At 52.0% G+C, this 19,697-nt stretch carries 19 protein-coding genes and 2 tRNA genes; 2 read left to right on the top strand and 19 right to left on the bottom strand.

The genetic code is table 11. From position 1 onward, the window contains the following. Positions 1–275: 275 nt before the first annotated feature. The 3 genes from ACFCTO_RS07350 to ACFCTO_RS07360 form a co-directional block, all read right to left on the bottom strand. Positions 276–1,787 (bottom strand): DNA primase family protein, encoded by a 1,512-nt coding sequence (locus ACFCTO_RS07350; protein WP_499876643.1) that lies wholly within the window; start codon positions 1,785–1,787, stop codon positions 276–278. 98 nt (positions 1,788–1,885) lie between these two features. Further along, complete coding sequence (locus tag ACFCTO_RS07355) at positions 1,886–3,118, bottom strand: tyrosine-type recombinase/integrase (protein ID WP_499876644.1); 1,233 nt, start codon at positions 3,116–3,118, stop codon at positions 1,886–1,888. Then, positions 3,111–3,320, bottom strand: a complete 210-nt coding sequence (locus tag ACFCTO_RS07360) for a helix-turn-helix domain-containing protein (protein WP_169013876.1) — start codon at positions 3,318–3,320, stop codon at positions 3,111–3,113. The genes ACFCTO_RS07355 and ACFCTO_RS07360 overlap by 8 nt, the downstream gene beginning before the upstream one ends. Before the next feature lie 123 nt (positions 3,321–3,443). Here ACFCTO_RS07360 and ACFCTO_RS07365 point away from each other — a divergent pair, with 123 nt between their 5' ends. Then, on the top strand, positions 3,444–4,121 hold the full coding sequence (locus ACFCTO_RS07365; protein ID WP_499876645.1) for a helix-turn-helix domain-containing protein: 678 nt from the start codon (positions 3,444–3,446) through the stop codon (positions 4,119–4,121). Between the two features lie 147 nt (positions 4,122–4,268). Here the strand turns inward: ACFCTO_RS07365 and ACFCTO_RS07370 are convergent. The 3 genes from ACFCTO_RS07370 to ACFCTO_RS07380 form a co-directional block, all read right to left on the bottom strand. Continuing rightward, positions 4,269–4,344: transfer RNA gene (locus tag ACFCTO_RS07370), tRNA-Ala, on the bottom strand. Positions 4,345–4,495: 151 nt separating this feature from the next. After that, on the bottom strand, positions 4,496–4,951 hold the full coding sequence (locus tag ACFCTO_RS07375; protein ID WP_499876646.1) for a flavodoxin family protein: 456 nt from the start codon (positions 4,949–4,951) through the stop codon (positions 4,496–4,498). A gap of 96 nt (positions 4,952–5,047) precedes the next feature. Then, positions 5,048–6,595 carry a pyruvate kinase gene (locus tag ACFCTO_RS07380; protein ID WP_499876647.1) on the bottom strand — a complete coding sequence of 516 codons (1,548 nt, stop codon included), beginning with the start codon at positions 6,593–6,595 and terminating at the stop codon, positions 5,048–5,050. A gap of 167 nt (positions 6,596–6,762) precedes the next feature. On the opposite strand from ACFCTO_RS07380, the gene ACFCTO_RS07385 reads away from it, so the two are divergent. Beyond that, positions 6,763–7,305: a phosphatase PAP2 family protein gene (locus ACFCTO_RS07385; protein WP_292281279.1), complete on the top strand. Its 543-nt coding sequence runs from the start codon at positions 6,763–6,765 to the stop codon at positions 7,303–7,305. Between the two features lie 163 nt (positions 7,306–7,468). On the opposite strand, the gene ACFCTO_RS07390 is transcribed toward ACFCTO_RS07385, so the two are convergent. From ACFCTO_RS07390 to plsX, 13 genes are all read right to left on the bottom strand, one after another. Continuing rightward, positions 7,469–8,266: an HAD-IIA family hydrolase gene (locus tag ACFCTO_RS07390; RefSeq protein WP_020310745.1), complete on the bottom strand. Its 798-nt coding sequence runs from the start codon at positions 8,264–8,266 to the stop codon at positions 7,469–7,471. A 28-nt stretch (positions 8,267–8,294) separates the two neighbouring features. Beyond that, positions 8,295–9,455 (bottom strand): acyl-CoA dehydrogenase family protein, encoded by a 1,161-nt coding sequence (locus ACFCTO_RS07395; RefSeq protein WP_499876648.1) that lies wholly within the window; start codon positions 9,453–9,455, stop codon positions 8,295–8,297. 450 nt (positions 9,456–9,905) lie between these two features. After that, a tRNA-Pro gene (locus ACFCTO_RS07400) sits at positions 9,906–9,982 on the bottom strand. A gap of 44 nt (positions 9,983–10,026) precedes the next feature. Continuing rightward, positions 10,027–11,376 carry a pyruvate carboxylase subunit B gene (locus ACFCTO_RS07405; protein ID WP_302491186.1) on the bottom strand — a complete coding sequence of 450 codons (1,350 nt, stop codon included), beginning with the start codon at positions 11,374–11,376 and terminating at the stop codon, positions 10,027–10,029. Between the two features lie 65 nt (positions 11,377–11,441). Then, positions 11,442–12,497, bottom strand: coding sequence for an elongator complex protein 3 (locus ACFCTO_RS07410; protein WP_499876649.1), 1,056 nt, complete (start codon positions 12,495–12,497; stop codon positions 11,442–11,444). A gap of 137 nt (positions 12,498–12,634) precedes the next feature. Then, on the bottom strand, positions 12,635–13,351 hold the full coding sequence (gene rnc / locus ACFCTO_RS07415) for a ribonuclease III (protein ID WP_020310749.1): 717 nt from the start codon (positions 13,349–13,351) through the stop codon (positions 12,635–12,637). A 17-nt stretch (positions 13,352–13,368) separates the two neighbouring features. Next, positions 13,369–14,622 (bottom strand): beta-ketoacyl-ACP synthase II, encoded by a 1,254-nt coding sequence (gene fabF / locus ACFCTO_RS07420; protein WP_020310750.1) that lies wholly within the window; start codon positions 14,620–14,622, stop codon positions 13,369–13,371. 33 nt (positions 14,623–14,655) lie between these two features. Then, a complete protein-coding gene (locus tag ACFCTO_RS07425) occupies positions 14,656–15,612 on the bottom strand; it encodes an NAD(P)H-dependent flavin oxidoreductase (RefSeq protein ID WP_499876650.1) in 957 nt (318 codons plus the stop codon). A gap of 76 nt (positions 15,613–15,688) precedes the next feature. Beyond that, positions 15,689–15,934 carry an acyl carrier protein gene (locus ACFCTO_RS07430; protein WP_014015039.1) on the bottom strand — a complete coding sequence of 82 codons (246 nt, stop codon included), beginning with the start codon at positions 15,932–15,934 and terminating at the stop codon, positions 15,689–15,691. Positions 15,935–15,972: 38 nt separating this feature from the next. Next, the gene (fabG, locus tag ACFCTO_RS07435) at positions 15,973–16,716 is read right to left on the bottom strand and encodes a 3-oxoacyl-[acyl-carrier-protein] reductase (RefSeq protein ID WP_499876651.1); all 744 of its coding nucleotides are present in this window, start codon (positions 16,714–16,716) and stop codon (positions 15,973–15,975) included. A gap of 1 nt (position 16,717) precedes the next feature. Beyond that, a complete protein-coding gene (gene fabD, locus ACFCTO_RS07440; protein ID WP_292260698.1) occupies positions 16,718–17,659 on the bottom strand; it encodes an ACP S-malonyltransferase in 942 nt (313 codons plus the stop codon). Positions 17,660–17,683: 24 nt separating this feature from the next. Then, positions 17,684–18,679 (bottom strand): beta-ketoacyl-ACP synthase III, encoded by a 996-nt coding sequence (locus ACFCTO_RS07445; RefSeq protein WP_302485042.1) that lies wholly within the window; start codon positions 18,677–18,679, stop codon positions 17,684–17,686. Next, positions 18,663–19,688 (bottom strand): phosphate acyltransferase PlsX, encoded by a 1,026-nt coding sequence (gene plsX / locus ACFCTO_RS07450; protein ID WP_292301068.1) that lies wholly within the window; start codon positions 19,686–19,688, stop codon positions 18,663–18,665. The genes ACFCTO_RS07445 and plsX overlap by 17 nt, the downstream gene beginning before the upstream one ends. Positions 19,689–19,697 lie beyond the last annotated feature (9 nt).

The following is a 19,697-nucleotide window of genomic DNA, read 5'->3' on the forward strand; positions in this document are numbered from 1 at the left end:
AAAAAAGTCACATTGTCACTTTTTGTGACATACCGCAGACTGCCGCAAACGGCTTCAATATGCCATTATCCCGCTGTCCGTGACATCTGTGACTTTTTTCTTCAATCATATTCAATATATATATAATCTTTTATAATCTTCTATAGAAGTAATTACCAGTAGAATGTCACGATTGTCACGCCTATGGGAAAACTCCTGATGGCTAAGCCAAAAATGGCGTGACAAAGCAGTGACATTTTCATAGATATGGTGATAATCTCATCCTTTCGGCGACATTATTCGGCATTGGCTTGATATTCCAAACCAATGCCTTGGAAAGACCACCCTAGGTGTTTGCGGCTGTAGCCATACCCCTTTCGTTGCATACTTTCGATTATGGTTTTCCTTTTTATTTCAAAACAACCATTTGCACTGCGCCAATCATTGTAAAAGTCAATGAAATCAGTAGCCAACACAGATTTCCCAGTTTGTACAACACATTTTTCCTCAATAAATTGAGATAGAAGATCATTCATACCGTAATATCGATCTAAAGCTTGTGATATCGCAGCAGGAAGTGGCTCAAGCCCCTCAGCCTGATAGTCCTTGCCCCCTTGAATTAACCAGTTAAGGATCGCCGACTGCGTCTCAGGTTGCCTCAGTTTTTCCGGCAAGTCCCGGTCTATTTTTTGGGGCACAGAGTCACACGGGACGATGACCATACGGGCCCTCATCCCTTTATCTTCCGTATCAGTTACCTCAGGAGCGTAATTTGTCATAAGTACTAATGTGTGGGTCGGCCAAAACTCAATGGGGTCACGATGCAGGGTACGGGCTGTGATACGGTCATCGGAGGTGATATTTTTGATGAGCGCATCATTAAAGACCCGTCCCTTTCTTGTTTCGCTGGCAACTGCCAAGCGAATCCCTCGCAGTTTAGCCAAATATGGCGTCGGCTTGGAACCATCAGTATCGGCCCGTGTGTCCAACAATACAGCCGGATCCATGGTAAAGCAATAGCTTCCCAATGCCGCTGCGATTGCATTGATAAAGGTACTTTTTCCGTTGCGGCCCTCGCCAAGCAAAATCAAAAATTTGTGTTCACTGGTCAACCCTGTGGCTGCATAGCCGAAGAATTTTTGAATCCAGTGACGGATGTCTTTATCCGAGAAAACATCTTTCAAGAAACTCGACCAAAGGCCATCATCGGCAGTCTCATCATAAATAGCAGCGCTGATGTGCGTAATACGGTCTTTGGGGTCGGGCTCATGCAAGGAGCCATCCCGAAGATTGATAGTTCCGTTAGGGGTGGCCAACAGCCATGGATCTTGATCAAGAGCGTTAATAGGTTTGTATACTTTAGCCGCTGCCAGTCGACTAACGGCTTGTAATCTGGGCTGGTTTTCAGCTACGAGCAACGAATGAATGATTTGCCTTATTTCTTTGTCGTCTCGCCCCTGCATCTCGTACAGCCCACGAGCATAGCGCACAGTGCAAGTGATGGGCTCATACAGGAGCATTGCCTCGATTTGTGTCCAATAGGCCCCAGTCCATTGATACCAGTCACGGCCAGCATACAGGTACTGGTCATGATACAAAGCCAAAAATCGTTCGGCATTACCGGCATCGGACAAAGGCGCTTCGCGCAAGACGGCAAGCGTTTCGGGAGAGGGAGACTGGACAGCGGCTGGCAAATCCAGCTCATTTAGGTACTTCATTGTTTTGAGGAGTTTCTGATCTTTCCGATTGCGAGGCATCATCGAGTATTCCGGTGGCATTTCGCTCATTTTTGTGATAGGTTCTTCCATAATTATTCACAACCTTTTCATTGATATTATGTTAAATCTATGCTAAGATGTGAACAAACGATATATATCCATAACTTCAAGGGGGATTAATCGTTGTTTCACTTATCGGATTGTGTGCCAGCACAGTCCGATTTTTTATTTTTTGGACCAGTGACCAGATCAGCTAACTTGTCGGCGGCCTTGGCATCATTTTCATTCAGAACATGGGCATAGACCTTGAGCAGCATCGTCGCATTGGCATGACCTAAGCGCTGGGCACAGGTCTTGATATCGACGCCAGCTTGGAGCATCAACGTCGCTGCCGTGTGGCGCAAGGAATGAAGAGTACTGCCCTTCGGCAGGTCCGCGGCCCTACACATAGCCGCCCAGTGACGACATCGAAAATTGTCTGGATGGACGAAAGTCCCAAAGGCATTGGTCAGAACGAGCCGGTTGGGGTTCCGGAACTGGTTCCCTAGTAGGCTTGCATATGCTTTCTGATAGTGATGCCAGTCATTGAGCACTTGCATTGTCGTGTAATCCAGACTGATAGTACGTATCGACGTTCGGGTCTTTGGCGTCCCCAAGTAGTAGCCCTTGTTCGAGCTGTACTGCTCTTGGTGGCGGATGCTGATTGTATCGGTACCTATGCAGGGCCAAGTAAGACCGAGGAGCTCACCTCGACGCATTCCGGTGACCAACGCCAATCGTATGAGAACCGCATAACATTTTAGCAAATAGAGCTGGCCCGGATCAGCGGTCGTTTTGTCAATATAGTACGTTCCCTTTTCGGCGACGGCCAGGAGCCTTTGTGCTTGCGCTGGGGAGAGGAACACCTTCTCTTTTCGGATGAGCCTTGGCGGCTTTGTTGCCTTGGCCGGATTAGTTTTTAGGAGACCGGCATCTTTCGCCGAATCAAGGCAAGTGATTAGTGTACTGCGGATGCTACGGACAGTGCTTGTTGACAGCGGTCCGCCATTCTGCCGGCCATGGTCTAGTAAGTCCATGAGCATTGATTGACACATCAGAGGTGTCAGCGTCGCCAGCGGCCTTTTTTGCATTCCCTTTGGGACATAGGCCAACATTCGCCGGTAATAAACAATGGTGTTGTCTTTTACTACATTATCAACGTACACGGCCAGCCATTTCTGAATCCATTCTCGCAGCGTGATATCTGGGGCGACAGTAATGTCCAGTTTGGCGATGCGTTGTTCCAGCGTTGCTCTCGTCTTGGCCGCGATGGCTCGGCGATGCTTTTTGCCGTCTGACATGGTCTGCCAAAACTGAAAAATCCAGCGGTTCCGCTTTTTGTCGTGGATAATGGTTCCAGTTCCCTTTGCTCGATTAGCCATTACGGCTCACCTTGATGGGCCCGTAAAGAAAGTCTTCGACATAGGACGCCGGAATCAGGGGTTTTTCGCCAAAGCGTTTTGCCGGAATCTTGCCTGTTTTAATCTGGTAGTAGATGCTTTGCTTACTCACGCACCCAGTTAGGAGCTGATAAAGCTCATCAACGGTATAGTACAGCCGTTTGTTTGATTCGTTTTTAGTCATAGTACGTTTCCTCCTTTGTGTGATATAATGTATTAACAGTAATAATTCCATAATTTTTGTTGAGAATTATCATCTGTAATTATATTACAAGATGATAATAATCATCTATCAAGGAGGGATTGGATGAATTCTGCGATTTTTTCCAAAAGGTTAAAGTTACTTCGTTTGACCCATAAATTAAAAAGTAATACACTTGGCCCACTTATAGGTTCACCTGGAAAGGGTTCAATAAGTAGACTAGAAAATGCTAAAAATAATCCAGGTTTTATCCCTTTAACGGGACTCGCTGAGTTTTTTGCCATTGATTTGGAATGGCTTGTAGGGCGGGTTAACAAACCATATCGCGAAGAAATTATATCTTATGAAGAAAAAAATCTCTTTCCTATATATGCTAATATAGAAAAAAAATCAGTTGAAATTCTTCCTTATCAAAATTTATTATCCTTGCCAGAAGACTATGTCGATTTGACTCTTAGAAAAAAAACGTATTCGTTGGCATTAAGGGCCGATATTATTTTTCTTTCACGATATTTAAAATATATAGTTGAAGATGATCCTAATGTTTTAGAATTATCAGAGTATTTACCGCTTATTTTAAGACCACAATCAGAGAATAAATCCGAAGGCAAACGTGCTCTGCTTATTGGTGAAACTGCCCGAGCCAAACTATTGACTTCCCTTGATGAATCGTCATATCTAAAATGTTATTCTTTGTTGTATTCTATTTTTTATGTTAAAAAATTAGCGCCTATAGACCAACAAATTCCGGTATTTAATATTATGGTATCTAAAGAACAATGACAAAAAAAAACAGCGAAAATACATCTCCGCATGAGATGATTTTCGCTGTTTTTTGCAAAAGCTATACTATTAGCTATACAATTCACATTATGGTAAAATAAAAAATAACCACGCGGCTCATAAACCGCGTGGTTATCGTATTCTTTATGGTGGAGATAAGGAGGATCGAACTCCTGACCTCTTGCATGCCATGCAAGCGCTCTCCCAGCTGAGCTATACCCCCATGTGTTTGGTACGAAAAGTATTATAGCATGGGTTATGGATTGTTGTCAAGGGCTCTTTAAGGAAAAGGGACCGCGCATGGCAGTAAAAGTACTATGCAACGGTCCCTTTGCATCTGACTATGTTACCGGAGTGGGATTCTGGTAAACGAATCAGGCAACCTTATCTGTTTGAGTACGGTAATAGGTGTTTTCGGCAAAGTCTTTGACCGATTCTACGTCGATCAATTCATTTTCTCCCAAAGGTGTCTTAGCCATGGCTTCGGCCACGTAATTAACGTGGGTCCTGGCGACCCATACGCCGCTGGGCAGGAGTTCGACGGCGCTGCGCAGGTTCTTCGAGATGTCGTCGGAGAAGAGGTCGCGGTGCATGATGGCAAAGAGGGCGACTTTTCCGGCTTTGAGCCGCGGCAGGACGGCTTGGGAGACGTTATCTAATTTCAGGTTCAGGAACCAGACGCCGGCAAAGACGATATCGTAATCGTCAAAGTTTTCCGGGGCTTGTTCCATGGGCAGGAAGTCCGTATCTTTCGGCAGGACCGAACGGATGGCTTCGGCTAATTTTTTGACTCTACCTGTCTGTGAGGAATACAATACCAGTGCTTTCATAGTTTCCACGCTCCTTTCACATGGATGAGCATCCCTTTTCTCTCTGGCTTTACTATATCATAGAAAAGAGCGGAAAACTGTTGTATTTACAACACCTCACAGTTCTTCAAAGACGTGTTCGGCAATATGAAGGGCCCGCAGCTGGGATGTTTTTTTGTATTGGTGCTGTTCCATGCGCTGGAGGATGTTGGTCAGGACGGTGACGGCTTCGACGATGTACGGGCCTTTATTGAGCATGACACATTCCGCCCGTTCGCCCATGGCGGCGTCAGTGATTTCCGCCCGTGACGGCAGGCCTGTCTTGACCAGGTTTTCCAGGACCTGCGTGGCCCAGATGACGGGGATGTGCGCCGCTTCGCAGACCCACATGATTTCTTCCTGGACCTCAGCCAGGCGCCGATATCCGACTTCGACGGCCAGGTCACCGCGGGCGATCATGATGCCCAGGGGCTGACGGGATGCGGCCTGGATGATGATGTCCGGCAAGTGGTCTACGGCTTCTTTATTTTCGATTTTGGCGACCAGGGCCAGGTGATGGAACGATTTGCCGCAGCGTTTCTTCAATTCTTTCTGCAAGAGGGCCACGTCGGCTGCGGACTTCACGAAGGAATAGCCGATGGCATCGGCATGTTGAACGACGAAGCCCAGGTCTTCTTTGTCCTTTTCCGTCAAAGGCGACAGGTTCATCGGCGTCTGCGGGAAGTTCAGGCTCTTCTGGTTCTTGATTTTCCCGCCTTTCGGCTTGGTGTAGGTAATCTTCAGGTAGGCCCCCTTTTCGGTCAGGCTTTCGACGACGGCCCGGATTTTCCCATCGTCGATGAGGACGGGCTGGCCGCTCTGAAGGTTTTCAAAGACTTCCGGGATGCTGCACGACAAGACGATATTTCCCGTATAATCTGAAGGATACGATGAAATGGCGCCGGATACGAGGAAGACTTGTTCTCCCGGCATGACCTTGGCTTCGCCATAGCGCAGCAGGACTGAGGCAATGCGGACCTTCGGACCGGCCAGGTCCATGTAGACTTTGCAGTGATGCCCCGTTTCGGCTTCGGCCTGGCGGATGTAGGAAATCATGGCATCCCAGACTTCGCGGGAATCGTGGGCGCAGTTGATGCGGGCGCAGTCCATGCCGGCGGCGACGAGGTTGCGGATCAGGGTCCCGCCATCTTCGGCGGCTTCTGTCGGCAGGGTCACCATGATACGCGTCCCCGTCTTGGCCGTACCAAAAATCCGCCCTGTGTTATAGGCCAGGAGCGTATCGCCGTAGAAGAAGCGCTTCGTCTGGGGATAAGGAATGAGTTTATCCGCCGGTTCATGGCAAATCCGGCCGAGGGAGGCCATGACGGCATCCAGATTGGTAATCGCCCGGGCTTCGCCGCGTCCCAGGGAGGACAGGCCCAATGGCAGAAGGGAGCGCTGGATTTTCCGCAGGTCATGGCAGCGCAGGGCTAAGTAAAAGGCCATATTCCAGGCGCTATAGACGAAGCGCGTCCGCTGTATCTGCGGCAGCCAGTGCTGGAATAAGGCGTCGCCCCGAGAAAGGACGTCGCGCCGGAGCTGGCAGAGGACGTCGTAGAGTTCGTTCGTCGATGTATATATTTCCTGTTCCAATGTAATCACCTCAATATCATGAATTTTCTTCATATCTATTATTATATTCCCGACATGTGGCTTTCTCAATGCTTTCTGTTTTGTTTTACAACGATTTTACAGATATATTTTTTACATATGGATAATCTATGATATATATATTTTTCTAATCATAAAATTCATGATATACTGGCTTTTGTTTCTACGAAAGGAGTCTTACTATGGAATGGATTACGACGACGGATATTCACATCCTCTTTGGGCTGCATCGCCTGGCCGGGCCGCACATGGATGCTTTCATCACTTATTTCACGACGGTGATCAATACGCTTTGGCTCTGGGCCATCCTGGCGGCCGCCGGCCTTTGGAAACGGCGGAGCCGCTGGGTCACGCTTACCATCATCGTCGCCGTCATCCTGGCCATCCTCGTCGGCGATGTGGCCATCAAGCACTTCGTCATGCGTATCCGGCCGTATCTGGTCATCCCCGGTGCGCCGACGCTGGATACGCTGAAGTACCCGATCAGCTACTCTTTTCCGTCAGGCCATTCGTTCTTCTTCTTTGCCGGGGCCACGGTCTTATTCCGGTCCTGCCGGCGCCTGGGCATAGCGGCCTACGGCCTGGCCTGTGTCGTCGCCTTTTCCCGTATATACCTGTTCATGCACTTCCCCAGCGACGTCCTGACCGGCGCCATCCTGGGCATCATCATCGGAAATATTGCCTGGCAGATGTGCGGGTATGCCAAAAAGAGGCTGTCGCATTAAGACAGCCTCTTTTTGAGCTTTAAGTTTTCAGTTTGTAGTTTTTAGTGAAGGCTTTTAAATTTAAAACCATCTTCTACAAACTATAAACTCCGTACTACAAACTATAAGACAAAAGGGACCACGCATGATGGCAGAGAAACCTTCGTGCGTAGTCCTTTTTTAATTAAGCTTTTGCTTTTTTCGGCACTAAATCACCGATCCGGTCCAGGATATAATGGGGCTGGTAAGAGAACTGCTGGATATTTTCCCGATTAGAGACACCGCTCATGACCAAGACTGTTTCCATACCTGATTCTACCCCACCGATGATGTCCGTATCCATCCGGTCGCCAATCATGACGGCTTCTTCGGAATGGACGCCCAGCTTTTTCAAGCCCGTGCGCATCATTAATGGATTCGGCTTGCCGATGAAGTAAGCTTTCTTCCCCGTAGCCAGTTCAATCGGTGCAATCAAGGCCCGGCAGGCCGGGATAACGCCCCGGTCACTAGGACTGGTCATATCGCCATTGGTGCCAATAAGCTTGGCCCCTTTGTTGATCAGCTCGGTTGCCTTGATGATCATTTCATAATTATAGCCTGTCGTTTCGCCGACGACTACGTATTCCGGATTGACATCATTGAAAGGAATACCAACTTCATACAGAGCATTGATCAGGCCATGGGCTCCGATGATGTAAGCCGAACAGCCTGGAGCCTGGGTTTTCAGGAAATGAGCCGTCGCCAGGGCGCTCGTATAAAAATGACTTTCCTCGACATCCAGTCCCATAGACTGAAGCTTTTTGCGAAGTTCCAGCGGGGTCCGTTCACTAGAATTGGTAAGGAACAGAAACTGCTTCTTTTCTTTCTGGAGCCAGTTCACAAAATCCTTTACCCCCGGAATCAAGGTGCTGCCTTGGTAGATAACACCGTCCATATCACTGATAAAACCTTTTTTAGAACGTATAATGTTCAAATCCCTCATGAATTGGTTCCCCCTTCATTGATGAGTGTTATTTATTCGCCACGAAGCCGGCAATGACCATGCGCTGAACTTCGTTAGTGCCTTCGTAAATCTGCATGATCTTGGCATCGCGGACGAGTTTTTCTACCGGATATTCCCGGCTGTAACCGAAGCCGCCAAGGATCTGAACAGCTTCCAATGCGACCTGGACGGCCATGTCACCGGCAAAGCATTTGGCAATGGCAGCTTCGCGGGTATAGTTCCGTTTCGGTACGGCATAGTAGGTGTTGAGGAAGTTGATGATTGCCGCACGGGCGACTTCGGTCTTCATGTCCATGTCAGCCAGTTTAAAGGCGATGACTTCGTGCTTGATAATCGGTTTGCCGAAGGTGACGCGTTGTTTGGCGTATTTGACCGATTCGTCAATAGCCCGCTGGGCAATGCCGACGGCCAGGGATGCGACCATAGGCCGGGCCAGGTCCAGGGTCTGCATGGCATAGATGAAGCCCTTCCCTTCCTGACCGATGAGGTGGTCAGCCGGGATATGGACGTCCTGGAAAATGACTTCCGTCGTGTTGGACAGGCGGATGCCCATCTTATCTTCTTCCTTGCCGACAGAAACGCCTGGGCGGTCCCGTTCGACGATGAAAGCCGAAATGCCTTTGACGCCCTTTGTCTTGTCGGTAATGGCAAAGACCGTGTAGACCGAAGCGACGCCGCCGTTGGTGATGAAGCATTTCGTGCCGTTCAATACGTATTCATCGCCCTGTTTGACAGCGACTGTCGTCCCGGCTGCCGCATCGGAGCCGGCATTGGCTTCGGTCAGGCAGAAAGCGCAGAAACCGCTGCCCTTTTCACCGGTCAGGTATTCGGCATAGAGCTTCTTCTGGGCATCCGTGCCGTGCTGGAGTATCGGTTTCAGGCCCAGGCCGGAAGCGGCAATAGCCGTAGCGACACCGGCGTCGACTTTTGCCAGTTCTTCATAGACAGCGGCAACGGTATAATAATCCTGGCCCAGGCCGCCGTATTCTTCCGGGATTTCCAGGCCGCAGAAGCCCATGTCGACGGCTTCCTGATAGATGTCCAGTAACTTCTGGCCCGGTTCCTTAGCCTGATCCAATTCATGAACAAAAGGAGCGACTTTCTTTTCAGCAAAATCTTTAGCCAAATTGACCAGGTCCTGCTGGTCTTTCTTTAAAATGTAACCCATGATGAAAACCTCCTCTGACAGAAAATAAGCGGATGACAAACGGATATATACTATACTATTTATCATCATTCTATCAGAAATGGCCGAAAAAGCAACCGTGAGAAGTGGTTAGTGGTTAGTGGTTAGTGGCTAGTGGTTAGCATTTCGTAGTGGCCGTCCCAAAGGGCGGCCCGCTTCAGGATATGTGTGATTTTTCCCAACTAGTCTGTCAGAAGAATCATCCAAATTCCGGAACGGGCTCCCCACGTGCGAGCCCCTACAATGACAAAAAAGGGGCTGTCGCACGAAGATTATGTCATCATGCGCAGTCCCTTTTACTCTACAGTTTGTAGCACAGAGTTTGTCGTTTGCAGAAAAAGCCCTTAAATTTAAAGCCATCCGCTAACAACTAACTGCTAGCTACTGACAACAAAAAGGATTTGTCGCATAACGACAAACCCTTTTTTGTCTTGGTCGGAACGGCGAGATTTGAACTCGCGACCTCTTCCACCCCAAGGAAGCGCGCTACCAAGCTGCGCCACGTCCCGTCGACTTTTCTATTTTAACTGATTCGACAGGACTTGTCAATAGTCTATTTGTTATCTCTTTTACGGAAAAACGGCAGGGCTACTTCTGGGAACAGGGTATAGCTCAAAACGTCTTCCGGGCTGGCATCGGGGAATCCTTCATCAGCCAGGGCTTTCTTCGATTTTTCCAGTTCCGGTTCCAAGTCGTCGGCCGGGCGGTGGGTGATGACCGGTTCGTCGCCGATGCACATTTTGCGGAACTTTTCATCGATCTTACCGGGGACGCGGCCGTATTTCCCGCGGACGATGTCGCGGACTTCGTTGGTGACGATCTTATAGCGGCCATAGAGGACGTTGAGGGCTGCTGCCGAGCCGGTGATCTGGCTGGTCGGCGTAACCAGCGGCGGATAGCCGAGGTCGCGGCGGACGTTGGGCATTTCGGCCAGGACTTCGTCGAAGCGGTCTTCGGCGCCCTGGGCTTTTAGCTGGTTATAGAGGTTGGTCAGCATGCCGCCGGGAATCTGATATTTGCGGACAGCCGGATTGATCTGGTTGGGCATGGTCAATTTGAATTCGTCTTCCAGTTCTTTGCGGACATGCTTGAAGTGGTCGACGATGGACCACAGGCGGTCGACGTCGATGTCCGTATCATAGATGCTGTGCTGCAGAGCCATGACCATCGATTCCGTCGCCGGCTGGCTGGTGATTTCTCCGAATGGCGACAAGGCCGTGTCGATGATGTCGACACCGGCTTCGATGGCCTTCATATAGGTCATCTCACCGAGGCCGCACGTACAGTGCGTGTGCAGTTCAATAGGCACGGACAAGTGCTTCTTGAGCATGCGGATCAGGTTGTATGCGTCATACGGCGACAGCAGGCCGGACATATCCTTGATGCAGATGGAGTCGACGCCCATGTCCTGCAGTTCCTTGGCGACCTTGGTGAACGATTCCATCGTATGGATAGGACTGATGGTATAGACCAGGGCGCCCTGGACGTGGACGGACTTCGTGTCTTTCGCCGCCTTGATGGACGATTCCAGGTTGCGCGGGTCGTTGAGGGCGTCGAAGACGCGGATGATGTCGATACCGTTATCGACGGCGCGGTTGACGAATTCGTAGACGACGTCGTCGGCATAATGGCGGTAGCCTAAGATATTCTGGCCGCGGAACAACATCTGCAAGGGCGTCTTCTTGACGTGCTTCTTGATGGTCCGCAGGCGTTCCCACGGGTCTTCGTCGAGGAAGCGCATACACGTATCAAAGGTAGCGCCGCCCCAACATTCCAGGGCATTATAGCCGACTTCATCCATCGCTTCCAGGACCGGCAGCATCTGGCGCAGGCGCATACGCGTGGCCGCAATGGACTGGTGGCCGTCGCGAAGGACCGTTTCTGTGATTTTTACTCTTGCCATTCTATTTCCTCCAATGTTGTATTTATCTTCAAAGGTTGGATGCGAAAATCATGCGTACCATCTTATTATATCATAGTAGGCCCGGTTTTGCTATTCACATCGAGGTCATACACAGTCCGGCCCTGACAGACACGGATATGACCAAGAGGTACCTCATCCTGATGCCAGGTCAGGTGCTGAGGCAGGCTCCAGCGGGCCGTCTTGACGGTAACGTTGCGATAGCCCCGGACGCGGGACGTATCGCGCCGGTTATAGCTGATGGTGATTGCCGGTTCATCGGGCAGGCTGCGGAGGAAGGAAAGGAGCTGCCGACCATAGCGGCGAGTATCGACTAATTCGCCCATAGCCGGCGTGTAGGCCCCGGCCAGGACCTGCGTGTAGTCGTCGAGGTCTTCCGTGGCTTGCAGGCCCGTCCGGATGCAATTTATGCCCTGTTCCAGGAAGTGCTGCTTCATGTAGGCCGCCCGGACGACGCCTTCATGGATGGTCAAGGGCTGATAGCGGCCGGCCCGCCAGCTGTCGGCCAGGTCCGTCCCGGCGAGGACGGCGACGGGATAGATGCGGGTCAGGTCCGGCTGGAGCCGGCAGATAGCCGCTGTCGTCCGGACCAGGCTCGGCCAGTCTTCGCCGGGCAGGCCGGGCATGAGCTGATGGCCGACGGTGAAGCCGTACTGCCGCAGGAGAGCCGTCGCCGCCACGACATCCCCTGCCGTATGGCCCCGCCGGGCCTGCTCAAGGACGGTATCGTCCATGGACTGGACGCCCAGTTCGACGCAGGTCATGCCGTACTGCTGCAGGCGCTGCAATATCTCCGGCGTAATGCAGTCCGGCCGGGTCGAACAGCGGATGGCGGCAATCGTACCGGCCTCCAAGGCTTCGTAAGCCGGCTGCAGAAGGCCTTCCTGTACCTCCCCGGGCATGGCCGTGAAACTGCCGCCGTAGAAAGCCACTTCCCAGTGGCGCGGCGTCCGGGCCGACGCCGTATAGGACGCAATGAGACAGCGCACCTCATCGGGCGACGGCAGGCCCTGATGTCCCGTAATCTGCCACTGATTACAGAAGACACAGCGGTGGGGACAGCCGATATGGGGAATGAAAATAGGGATGATAGACGTTTGCATGATGCCTCCCGTGGAATGAAAAAAGGCTTGTCGTATGACGACAAGCCTTTCAAGGTGTTAGCGGCTAGGGGTTAGGGGTTAGGGGTTAGGGGTTAGCCAAACCAGACACTAACTACTAACGGCTAACTGCTAACTGCTCAAAAACCTTCGCCTTTCAAATCCATGAGCGCTGTATGGGCTGCATGTTGTTCGGCGTCTTTTTTTGTTTTTCCCGATCCTTCGCCCAGGACTTTGCCGTTGACTTTGACTTCCATGTAGAAGGTCTTGTCGTGGTCCGGTCCTTCGCTGCGGCACAGTTCGTATTCGATGTGCTGCGGGCCCTTTTGCTGGACGTATTCCTGGAAGAGGGTCTTATAGTCTTTTTCATAATGGCCGCTCTTGACCAGGTCCAGGTAGCCCTTGAGCTGGTGAAGGATGAATTTACGGGCTTCTTCATAGGAACTGTCAATATAAATCGCACCGACGACGGCTTCAAAGGCGTCGGCCATGATGCTCGGCCGCGTGCGTCCCCCCGTAGCCAGTTCCCCCTTGCCCAGGAGGATATAGTCCCCCATGTGGAACTTGGCACAGACCGAAGCCAGCGGCGTTTCGCTGACGACACTAGCCCGGGCCTTGGACAGTTCCCCTTCGGGCATGTTGGGATAATGAAGGAATAGATATTCACCTACGACCAGGTCCAGGATGGCATCGCCCAAAAATTCCAGGCGTTCGTTATAATAGCCGTGGCTGGCCTTGTTTTCATTGGCATAGGATGAATGGGTCAGGGCCTGATCCAAAATGAGGAGATTGTGGAATTCCTTGAGGCCCAGAACCTGTATGAATTGTTCTAACTGTTGTTTTCGTTCGGTATCCATCAGGTCAGTCTTCTTTATTATTCAGCGTACTTCTTGAAGAGCAGGGTTGCATTATGGCCGCCGAAACCGAAGGAGTTGGAAATGGCGACGTTGACGTCAGCTTCTACGGCTTTATTGGGTACATAATTGAGGCCCAGTTCTTTCAATTCGTCTTCCGGTTCGACGAGGTTGATCGTCGGATGGACCTTGCCCGTTTCGATGGTCATGGCGCAGGCAATGGCTTCGACAGCGCCGGCAGCGCCGAGGAGATGGCCGGTCATGGATTTCGTCGAGCTGATGAGCATGTCTTTGGCATGGTCGCCGAAGACGCGGGCAATGGCCTTCGATTCGTTGAGGTCGTTGAGGTGCGTCGACGTACCGTGAGCATTGACGTAATCGACGTCTTCCGGCTGGAGGCCGGCATCTTTGACGGCCAGAGCCATGCATTTGGACTGCTGGATGCCTTCCGGAGCCGGAGCCGTGATGTGATAAGCGTCGGCATTGCTGCCATAACCGCCGATTTCACAGTAAATGTGAGCGCCGCGTTTCTTAGCGTGTTCCAGTTCTTCCAGGAAGACGACGCCGGCGCCTTCACCCATGACGAAACCATCGCGGTCTTTATCGAAGGGGCGCGATGCATGAGCCGGGTCATCGTTGCGCGTGCTCAAAGCTTTCATAGCGGCAAAGCCAGCTACGGCACCGGGAGATACAGCGGCTTCGGTACCACCGGCAACAGCGGCGTCGAGTTCGCCGCGCTGGATCATGCGGTAAGCAGCGCCGATGGAGTTCGTGCCTGTAGCACAAGCCGTGACGACGCTGGCACAATGGCCCTGGAGGCCGAAGAAGATGGATACCTGGCCCGATGCCATGTTGGCGATCATCTTCGGTACGACGAAGGGGTTGACGCGGGACGGACCTTTCGCGAACAAGCCTTTGTACAAGTTGTGGAGCGTTTCCATACCGCCAATGCCCGTACCGATGATGGTGCCGATGCGGTCGCGGTCTTCTTCATCCAGATTGATTTTGGAATCGTCAAGAGCCAGTTTGGCAGCAGCTACGGAGAACTGCGTGGACGGGTCCATATGGCGAGCTTCTTTACGGTCGATGCCGTAGTCAGCGGGGTTAAAATCTTTGACTTCGCCGGCAATGCGGGCAGCATATTCGGTTGCGTCAAAGTGGGTAATGGGGCCGATGCCGTTTTCGCCGTTGAGCAGGGCATTCCAGAAAGCATCTTTACCGATGCCAACAGGAGAAATGACACCTAACCCTGTAATTACTACGCGTTTTTCCAAAGTTTTCACCTCATTATAAAAAGTAACGTACTATCAGTCGGGAATGGCTTCCATTTCCCGTTTGATGTTGGCAAATATATCCTTGACCGGCAGGATGTCGTGGATTTCCATCATGCGCCTGCCGGAAAATACCAGACCTGTTTCGACATCGCCCTGCTGAGCCCGCGTCAATGCCCGGATGATGCAGTATTTATGACTGCACTTCTTGAGACACTGGTCACATGTTTCCGGCTTCGGTGCCGTCCCCAGGAGGATCCGTTCGGAGAAAGGCGTGCGGATAGCCTGGCCGGGAAGGCCGACAGGACTGTGTACGAGGATGAAGTCTTCCGGTTTATTGGCCCGGAGATAGACTTTCTTCAATTCTTCAGAACCATTCGATTCAACGCTGGCAGCAAAGCGGCTGCCCATCTGGACGCCATTGGCGCCGAGGCGGAGCATTTCCGCAATGTCTTCACCATGCAGTACCCCGCCGGCACCGATGACAGGGATGTCAACGGCAGCGCGGACTTCCGGCACGATGAGGCGGCTCGAACGGTTGGTCCCCAAATGCCCGCCTGCTTCAGCTCCTTCGACGACGACGGCCGAAGCACCCAGGGATTGGGATATTTTAGCTAGTTTGGCAGAAGACACAATAGGGACAATAGGCGTGCCCGATGCTTTGCCCCAGGCAAACATGTCCCGGGAAAAGCCTGCGCCTGCCACAACCAGATCGATTCCTTCTTCAATAGCAGTGGTCACGATGCCCTTGAATTCACGGGCTGCAACCATTACATTTATACCTATGATTCCATGAGGAGACAATTTTCTGGCTAACTTAATTTCATATCGCAATTCGTCAAAAGGCATGCCAGATGCCGCAATAAGGCCGATACCGCCTTCATTGGCCACGGCTGCAGCCAGCCGGGCTGTGGACAAACGGATGGCCATGCCGCCCTGAATGATTGGCACCTTTGCTACGAGCTTACCTATTCTTAATTCTGGCAGCTTCACTCTGTTTTCCTCCATTCAAGATACCGGGAGGGGAAGACATGCAACATGCCTCCCCCTTCGGGCTCTTATTGCGTACTTACGCTTTCTTTTCCTTTTCAATGTAATCAACTGTATCTTTGACAGTTTTGATTTTTTCAGCCACATCATCAGGGATTTCGATATTGAATTCTTCTTCGAAAGCCATGATAAGTTCAACAATGTCCAAGGAATCAGCGCCTAAATCATCGATGTAAGCAGCGTCCATTTTGACTTCTTTTTCGTCAACGCCTAACTGTTCAACAACAATGCTCTTAACTTTTTCAAAAGTATCCTGTTCGCTCACGTCCATTCACCCCCTTTCAGTGGAGTATGCTTTTTGTATTACATTACCATGCCGCCGTCTACGTTGAGGGTCTGGCCGGTAATATAGCTGGCATCGTCCGATGCCAGGAACAAGACGGCCTTGGCCACTTCTTCCGGCTGGGCGACGCGGCCCATGGGAATGGTCTTGACCATGGCATCGACGGCGTCTTCACCGAGGACAGCCGTCATATCCGTGGCGATGCATCCCGGTGCTACGGCATTGCAGCGGATATTGCGCGAAGCCAGTTCTTTGGCTACGGACTTGGTGAAACCAATGAGGCCGGCTTTGGCAGCGGCGTAATTGGCCTGGCCGGCATTGCCCGTTTCGCCGACGACAGACGTAATGTTGATGATCGAACCACTGCGCTGTTTCATCATCAGCCGCGATACGGCCTTGGTGCAGCGGAACGCCCCATTGAGGTTGGTATTGAGGACGGCCTGCCAGTCTTCTTCTTTCATGATCATGAGCAGTCCGTCGCGGGTGATGCCCGCATTATTGACTAAGATATCGACGCGGCCCAATTCTTTCTTGACGGCCTTCACCATGTCGGCTACGGCTTTTTCATCAGAGACATCGCACTGGATGACCATAGCCTGAGCGCCTTTTTCTTCGATGGCCTGCTTCGTTTCTTCAGCAGCCTTCGTATTGCCAGCATAGATGATGGCGACGCTGGCACCGGCTTCAGCCAGGGCGATGGCTACGGCGCGGCCGATGCCGCGGGAGCCGCCGGTGACGATAGCAGTTTTCCCTGTTAAGTGCATTTTATCGAACCTCCTGGAAAAATTCAAGCGTTTTCTGTAAGGAAGGAATATCTTCTACATTTTCGCTGTGGATTTTGCGGTCGATTTTACGGTTAAAACCGCAAAGGGTCTTGCCCGGGCCGACTTCGACGAAGGTTTCGGCACCGAAAGCCTGCATGGTCTTGGTGCAGTCGATCCAGAGGACCGGGCTGGCAGCCTGTTTGACCAGGTTGGCCTTGATATCGGCAGCCGATGTTTCGATCTGGCCGTTGACGTTGGCTACAACGGGGATCTTGGCATCGGAAATGGTGATGTCGTCAAGCACTTCGGCCAACCGTTTGGCAGCCGGTTCCATGAGCGTGCTGTGGAAGGGAGCGCTGACATGGAGGAGGATAGCCCGTTTGGCACCGGCTTCCTTCATGGCAGCGGCAGCTTCTTCGACGGCTTTGGTACTGCCGGCGATGACGATCTGGCCGGGGCAGTTGAAGTTGACGGCCTGGACCGTGCCGCCTTGGGCCGAAATCTGAGCACAGATGTCTTTGATCTTATCTTCAGCCAGGCCGAGGATAGCGGCCATGCCGCCTTCACCGAGGGGTACAGCTTCCTGCATGAACTGGCCGCGGAGGCGGACCGTGCGGACGGCGTCAGCAAAGGTCAGGGCGCCGGCAGCGACGAGGGCCGAATATTCGCCGAGACTGTGGCCGGCAGCGATGTCCGGTGTCAGTCCTTCCTGGGCGAGGACGCGGCAGCAGGCCGTGCTGGCCGTCAGGATAGCCGGCTGTGTATTATAGGTCTTCATGAGTTCTTCATCGGGACCTTCAAAGCAGAGCTTGGTCAGGGAGAAACCCAAAGCGTCGTCGGCTTCTTCAAAAAGCTGTTTGACAACGGGATATGCGTCGTATAAATCCTTGACCATCCCAACTTTCTGGGCACCCTGGCCGGGAAAAACAAATGCCTTTTTCATCATCAGTCACACCTCTCGTAATAATTAATACCACTTCATAACTAAACCAGCCCACGTCAGACCGGCCCCAAAACCAGCGAGGGTGATGATATCGCCCCGCTTCATGCGGCCCTGGCGGTTCGCTTCATCCATGGCAATCGGAATGGATGCGCCTGACGTATTGGCATATTTGTCGATATTCACGAACACCTTTTCCATCGGCAGGTGGAGCCGTTTAGCCGCCGATTTGATGATGCGGATATTGGCCTGATGCGGGATGAGGAGATCGATGTCTTCATGATCCAGCCCGGCCCGTTCCAAAGCCCGTTCCGCTGTACGGCCCATGACCTTGACGGCGAATTTATAGACTTCCTTGCCATCCATCTTGATGAAAGTCAGGTGTTTGGCCCGCGCTTCATCGGTCGGTAGGATGGCGACACCGCTGGACGGAATGTTCAAGTATTTGCCGCCGTTGCCGTCGGCACCCATATCGGCACCGAGGATGCCATAGCCTTCCGGTACGGGGCCGAAAACGGCCGCACCGGCACCGTCACCAAAGAGGACACACGTGTTGCGGTCCGTCAGGTCCAGGAAACGGCTGAGGATTTCAGCACCGATGACCAGGACGTGGCGGCACATGCCCGTTTCGATATATTGTGCTGCCGTAATGGCGCCATAGGCAAAGCCTGAGCAGGCAGCATACAAGTCAAAGACAGCGGCGTTCTTGGCGCCGAGGTTCTTCTGAACGATGCAGGCCGTCGAAGGGATGGTCATATCCGGTGTCAGCGTGCAGACGATGATCATATCCAGGTCTTCGGCTGTAAGCTGGGCCATTTCCAGGGCCTGTTCGGCTGCACGGGTGCACATGTCCGACGTATTCAGTCCGTCTTCAGCAAAATGACGTGTCTTGATACCCGTACGACCTTGAATCCATTCGTCCGATGTATCGACGAGCTTTTCCATATCTGCATTGGTCACGATTTTATCCGGTACATAATGACCGGTACCCAATACACCAGCTGAATTAGCTTTCACTATCATACTGTTCTACCTCTTCTTCCTCTATACTTTTACGAATATGGCCGACGACGTCCTGTTCGGCGATTTCACCGGCAACGCGGACGGCGTTCTTGATGGCCTTGGCTTTCGAACTGCCATGACAGATAATAAAGCTGCCATCGACACCGAGCAGCGGCGCGCCGCCGTATTCGGTGAAGTCCAATCGTTTCTTCAGCGATTTCAAGGCCGGGTAGACCGCTAAGGCCCCCAGTTTGGCGATGAAGCCGCTTTGTTTGATCGTATCTCTGACGAGGCGGATGATGAACATGGCCATGCCTTCGCCAAATTTCAGGATGACATTGCCGACGAAGCCGTCACAGACGACGACATCGACCGTGCCTTTCGGTATATCTCTCCCTTCTACGTTACCATAGAAAGAGATAGTTTTCAAATTTTCCAGCATAGGATACGTCTTTTGGCAGAGTTCGTTGCCCTTCGACGCTTCCTCGCCGATGTTCAGCAGGCCGACCGTCGGCTTTTCGACGCCCAGGATGTATTTTGCATAATGGTATCCCATGATGGCCCCTTCGACGAGGTGCTTCGGCTTGCTGTTGGCATTGGCCCCGGAGTCGAGGAGCACCGTAATGCCCTTCTTCGACGGGATAGGTGTCGCGATACAGGGCCGTTCGATGCCTTTGATACGTCCCAGCCCGAAGAGGGCTGCCGTCACAGCGGCGCCAGTGCTGCCAGCGGCGACGACAGCATCGCAGAGGCCGTCTTTGACCAGCCGCGTCGCTACGACGATGGATGCGTCTTTCTTGCGGCGGATGGCCTGAGCCGGATGTTCGCCCATTTCGATGACTTCGCTGGCGTGTACGATGGACAGGCGGTCGCTTTCTTTGGCGCCATATTTGCTCAGTACGCCGCGTATTTTCTTTTCGTCACCTACCAGGACGACATCAAAATCATATGCTTTGACGGCCTCTACGGCACCGAGGACGATTTCTTCAGGTGCGTAATCACCGCCCATAGCATCTACAGCTATTTTCATTCTATTACC

It is taken from the genome of Megasphaera indica (assembly GCF_046614755.1).
GTDB classification, from domain to species: domain Bacteria; phylum Bacillota; class Negativicutes; order Veillonellales; family Megasphaeraceae; genus Megasphaera; species Megasphaera intestinihominis.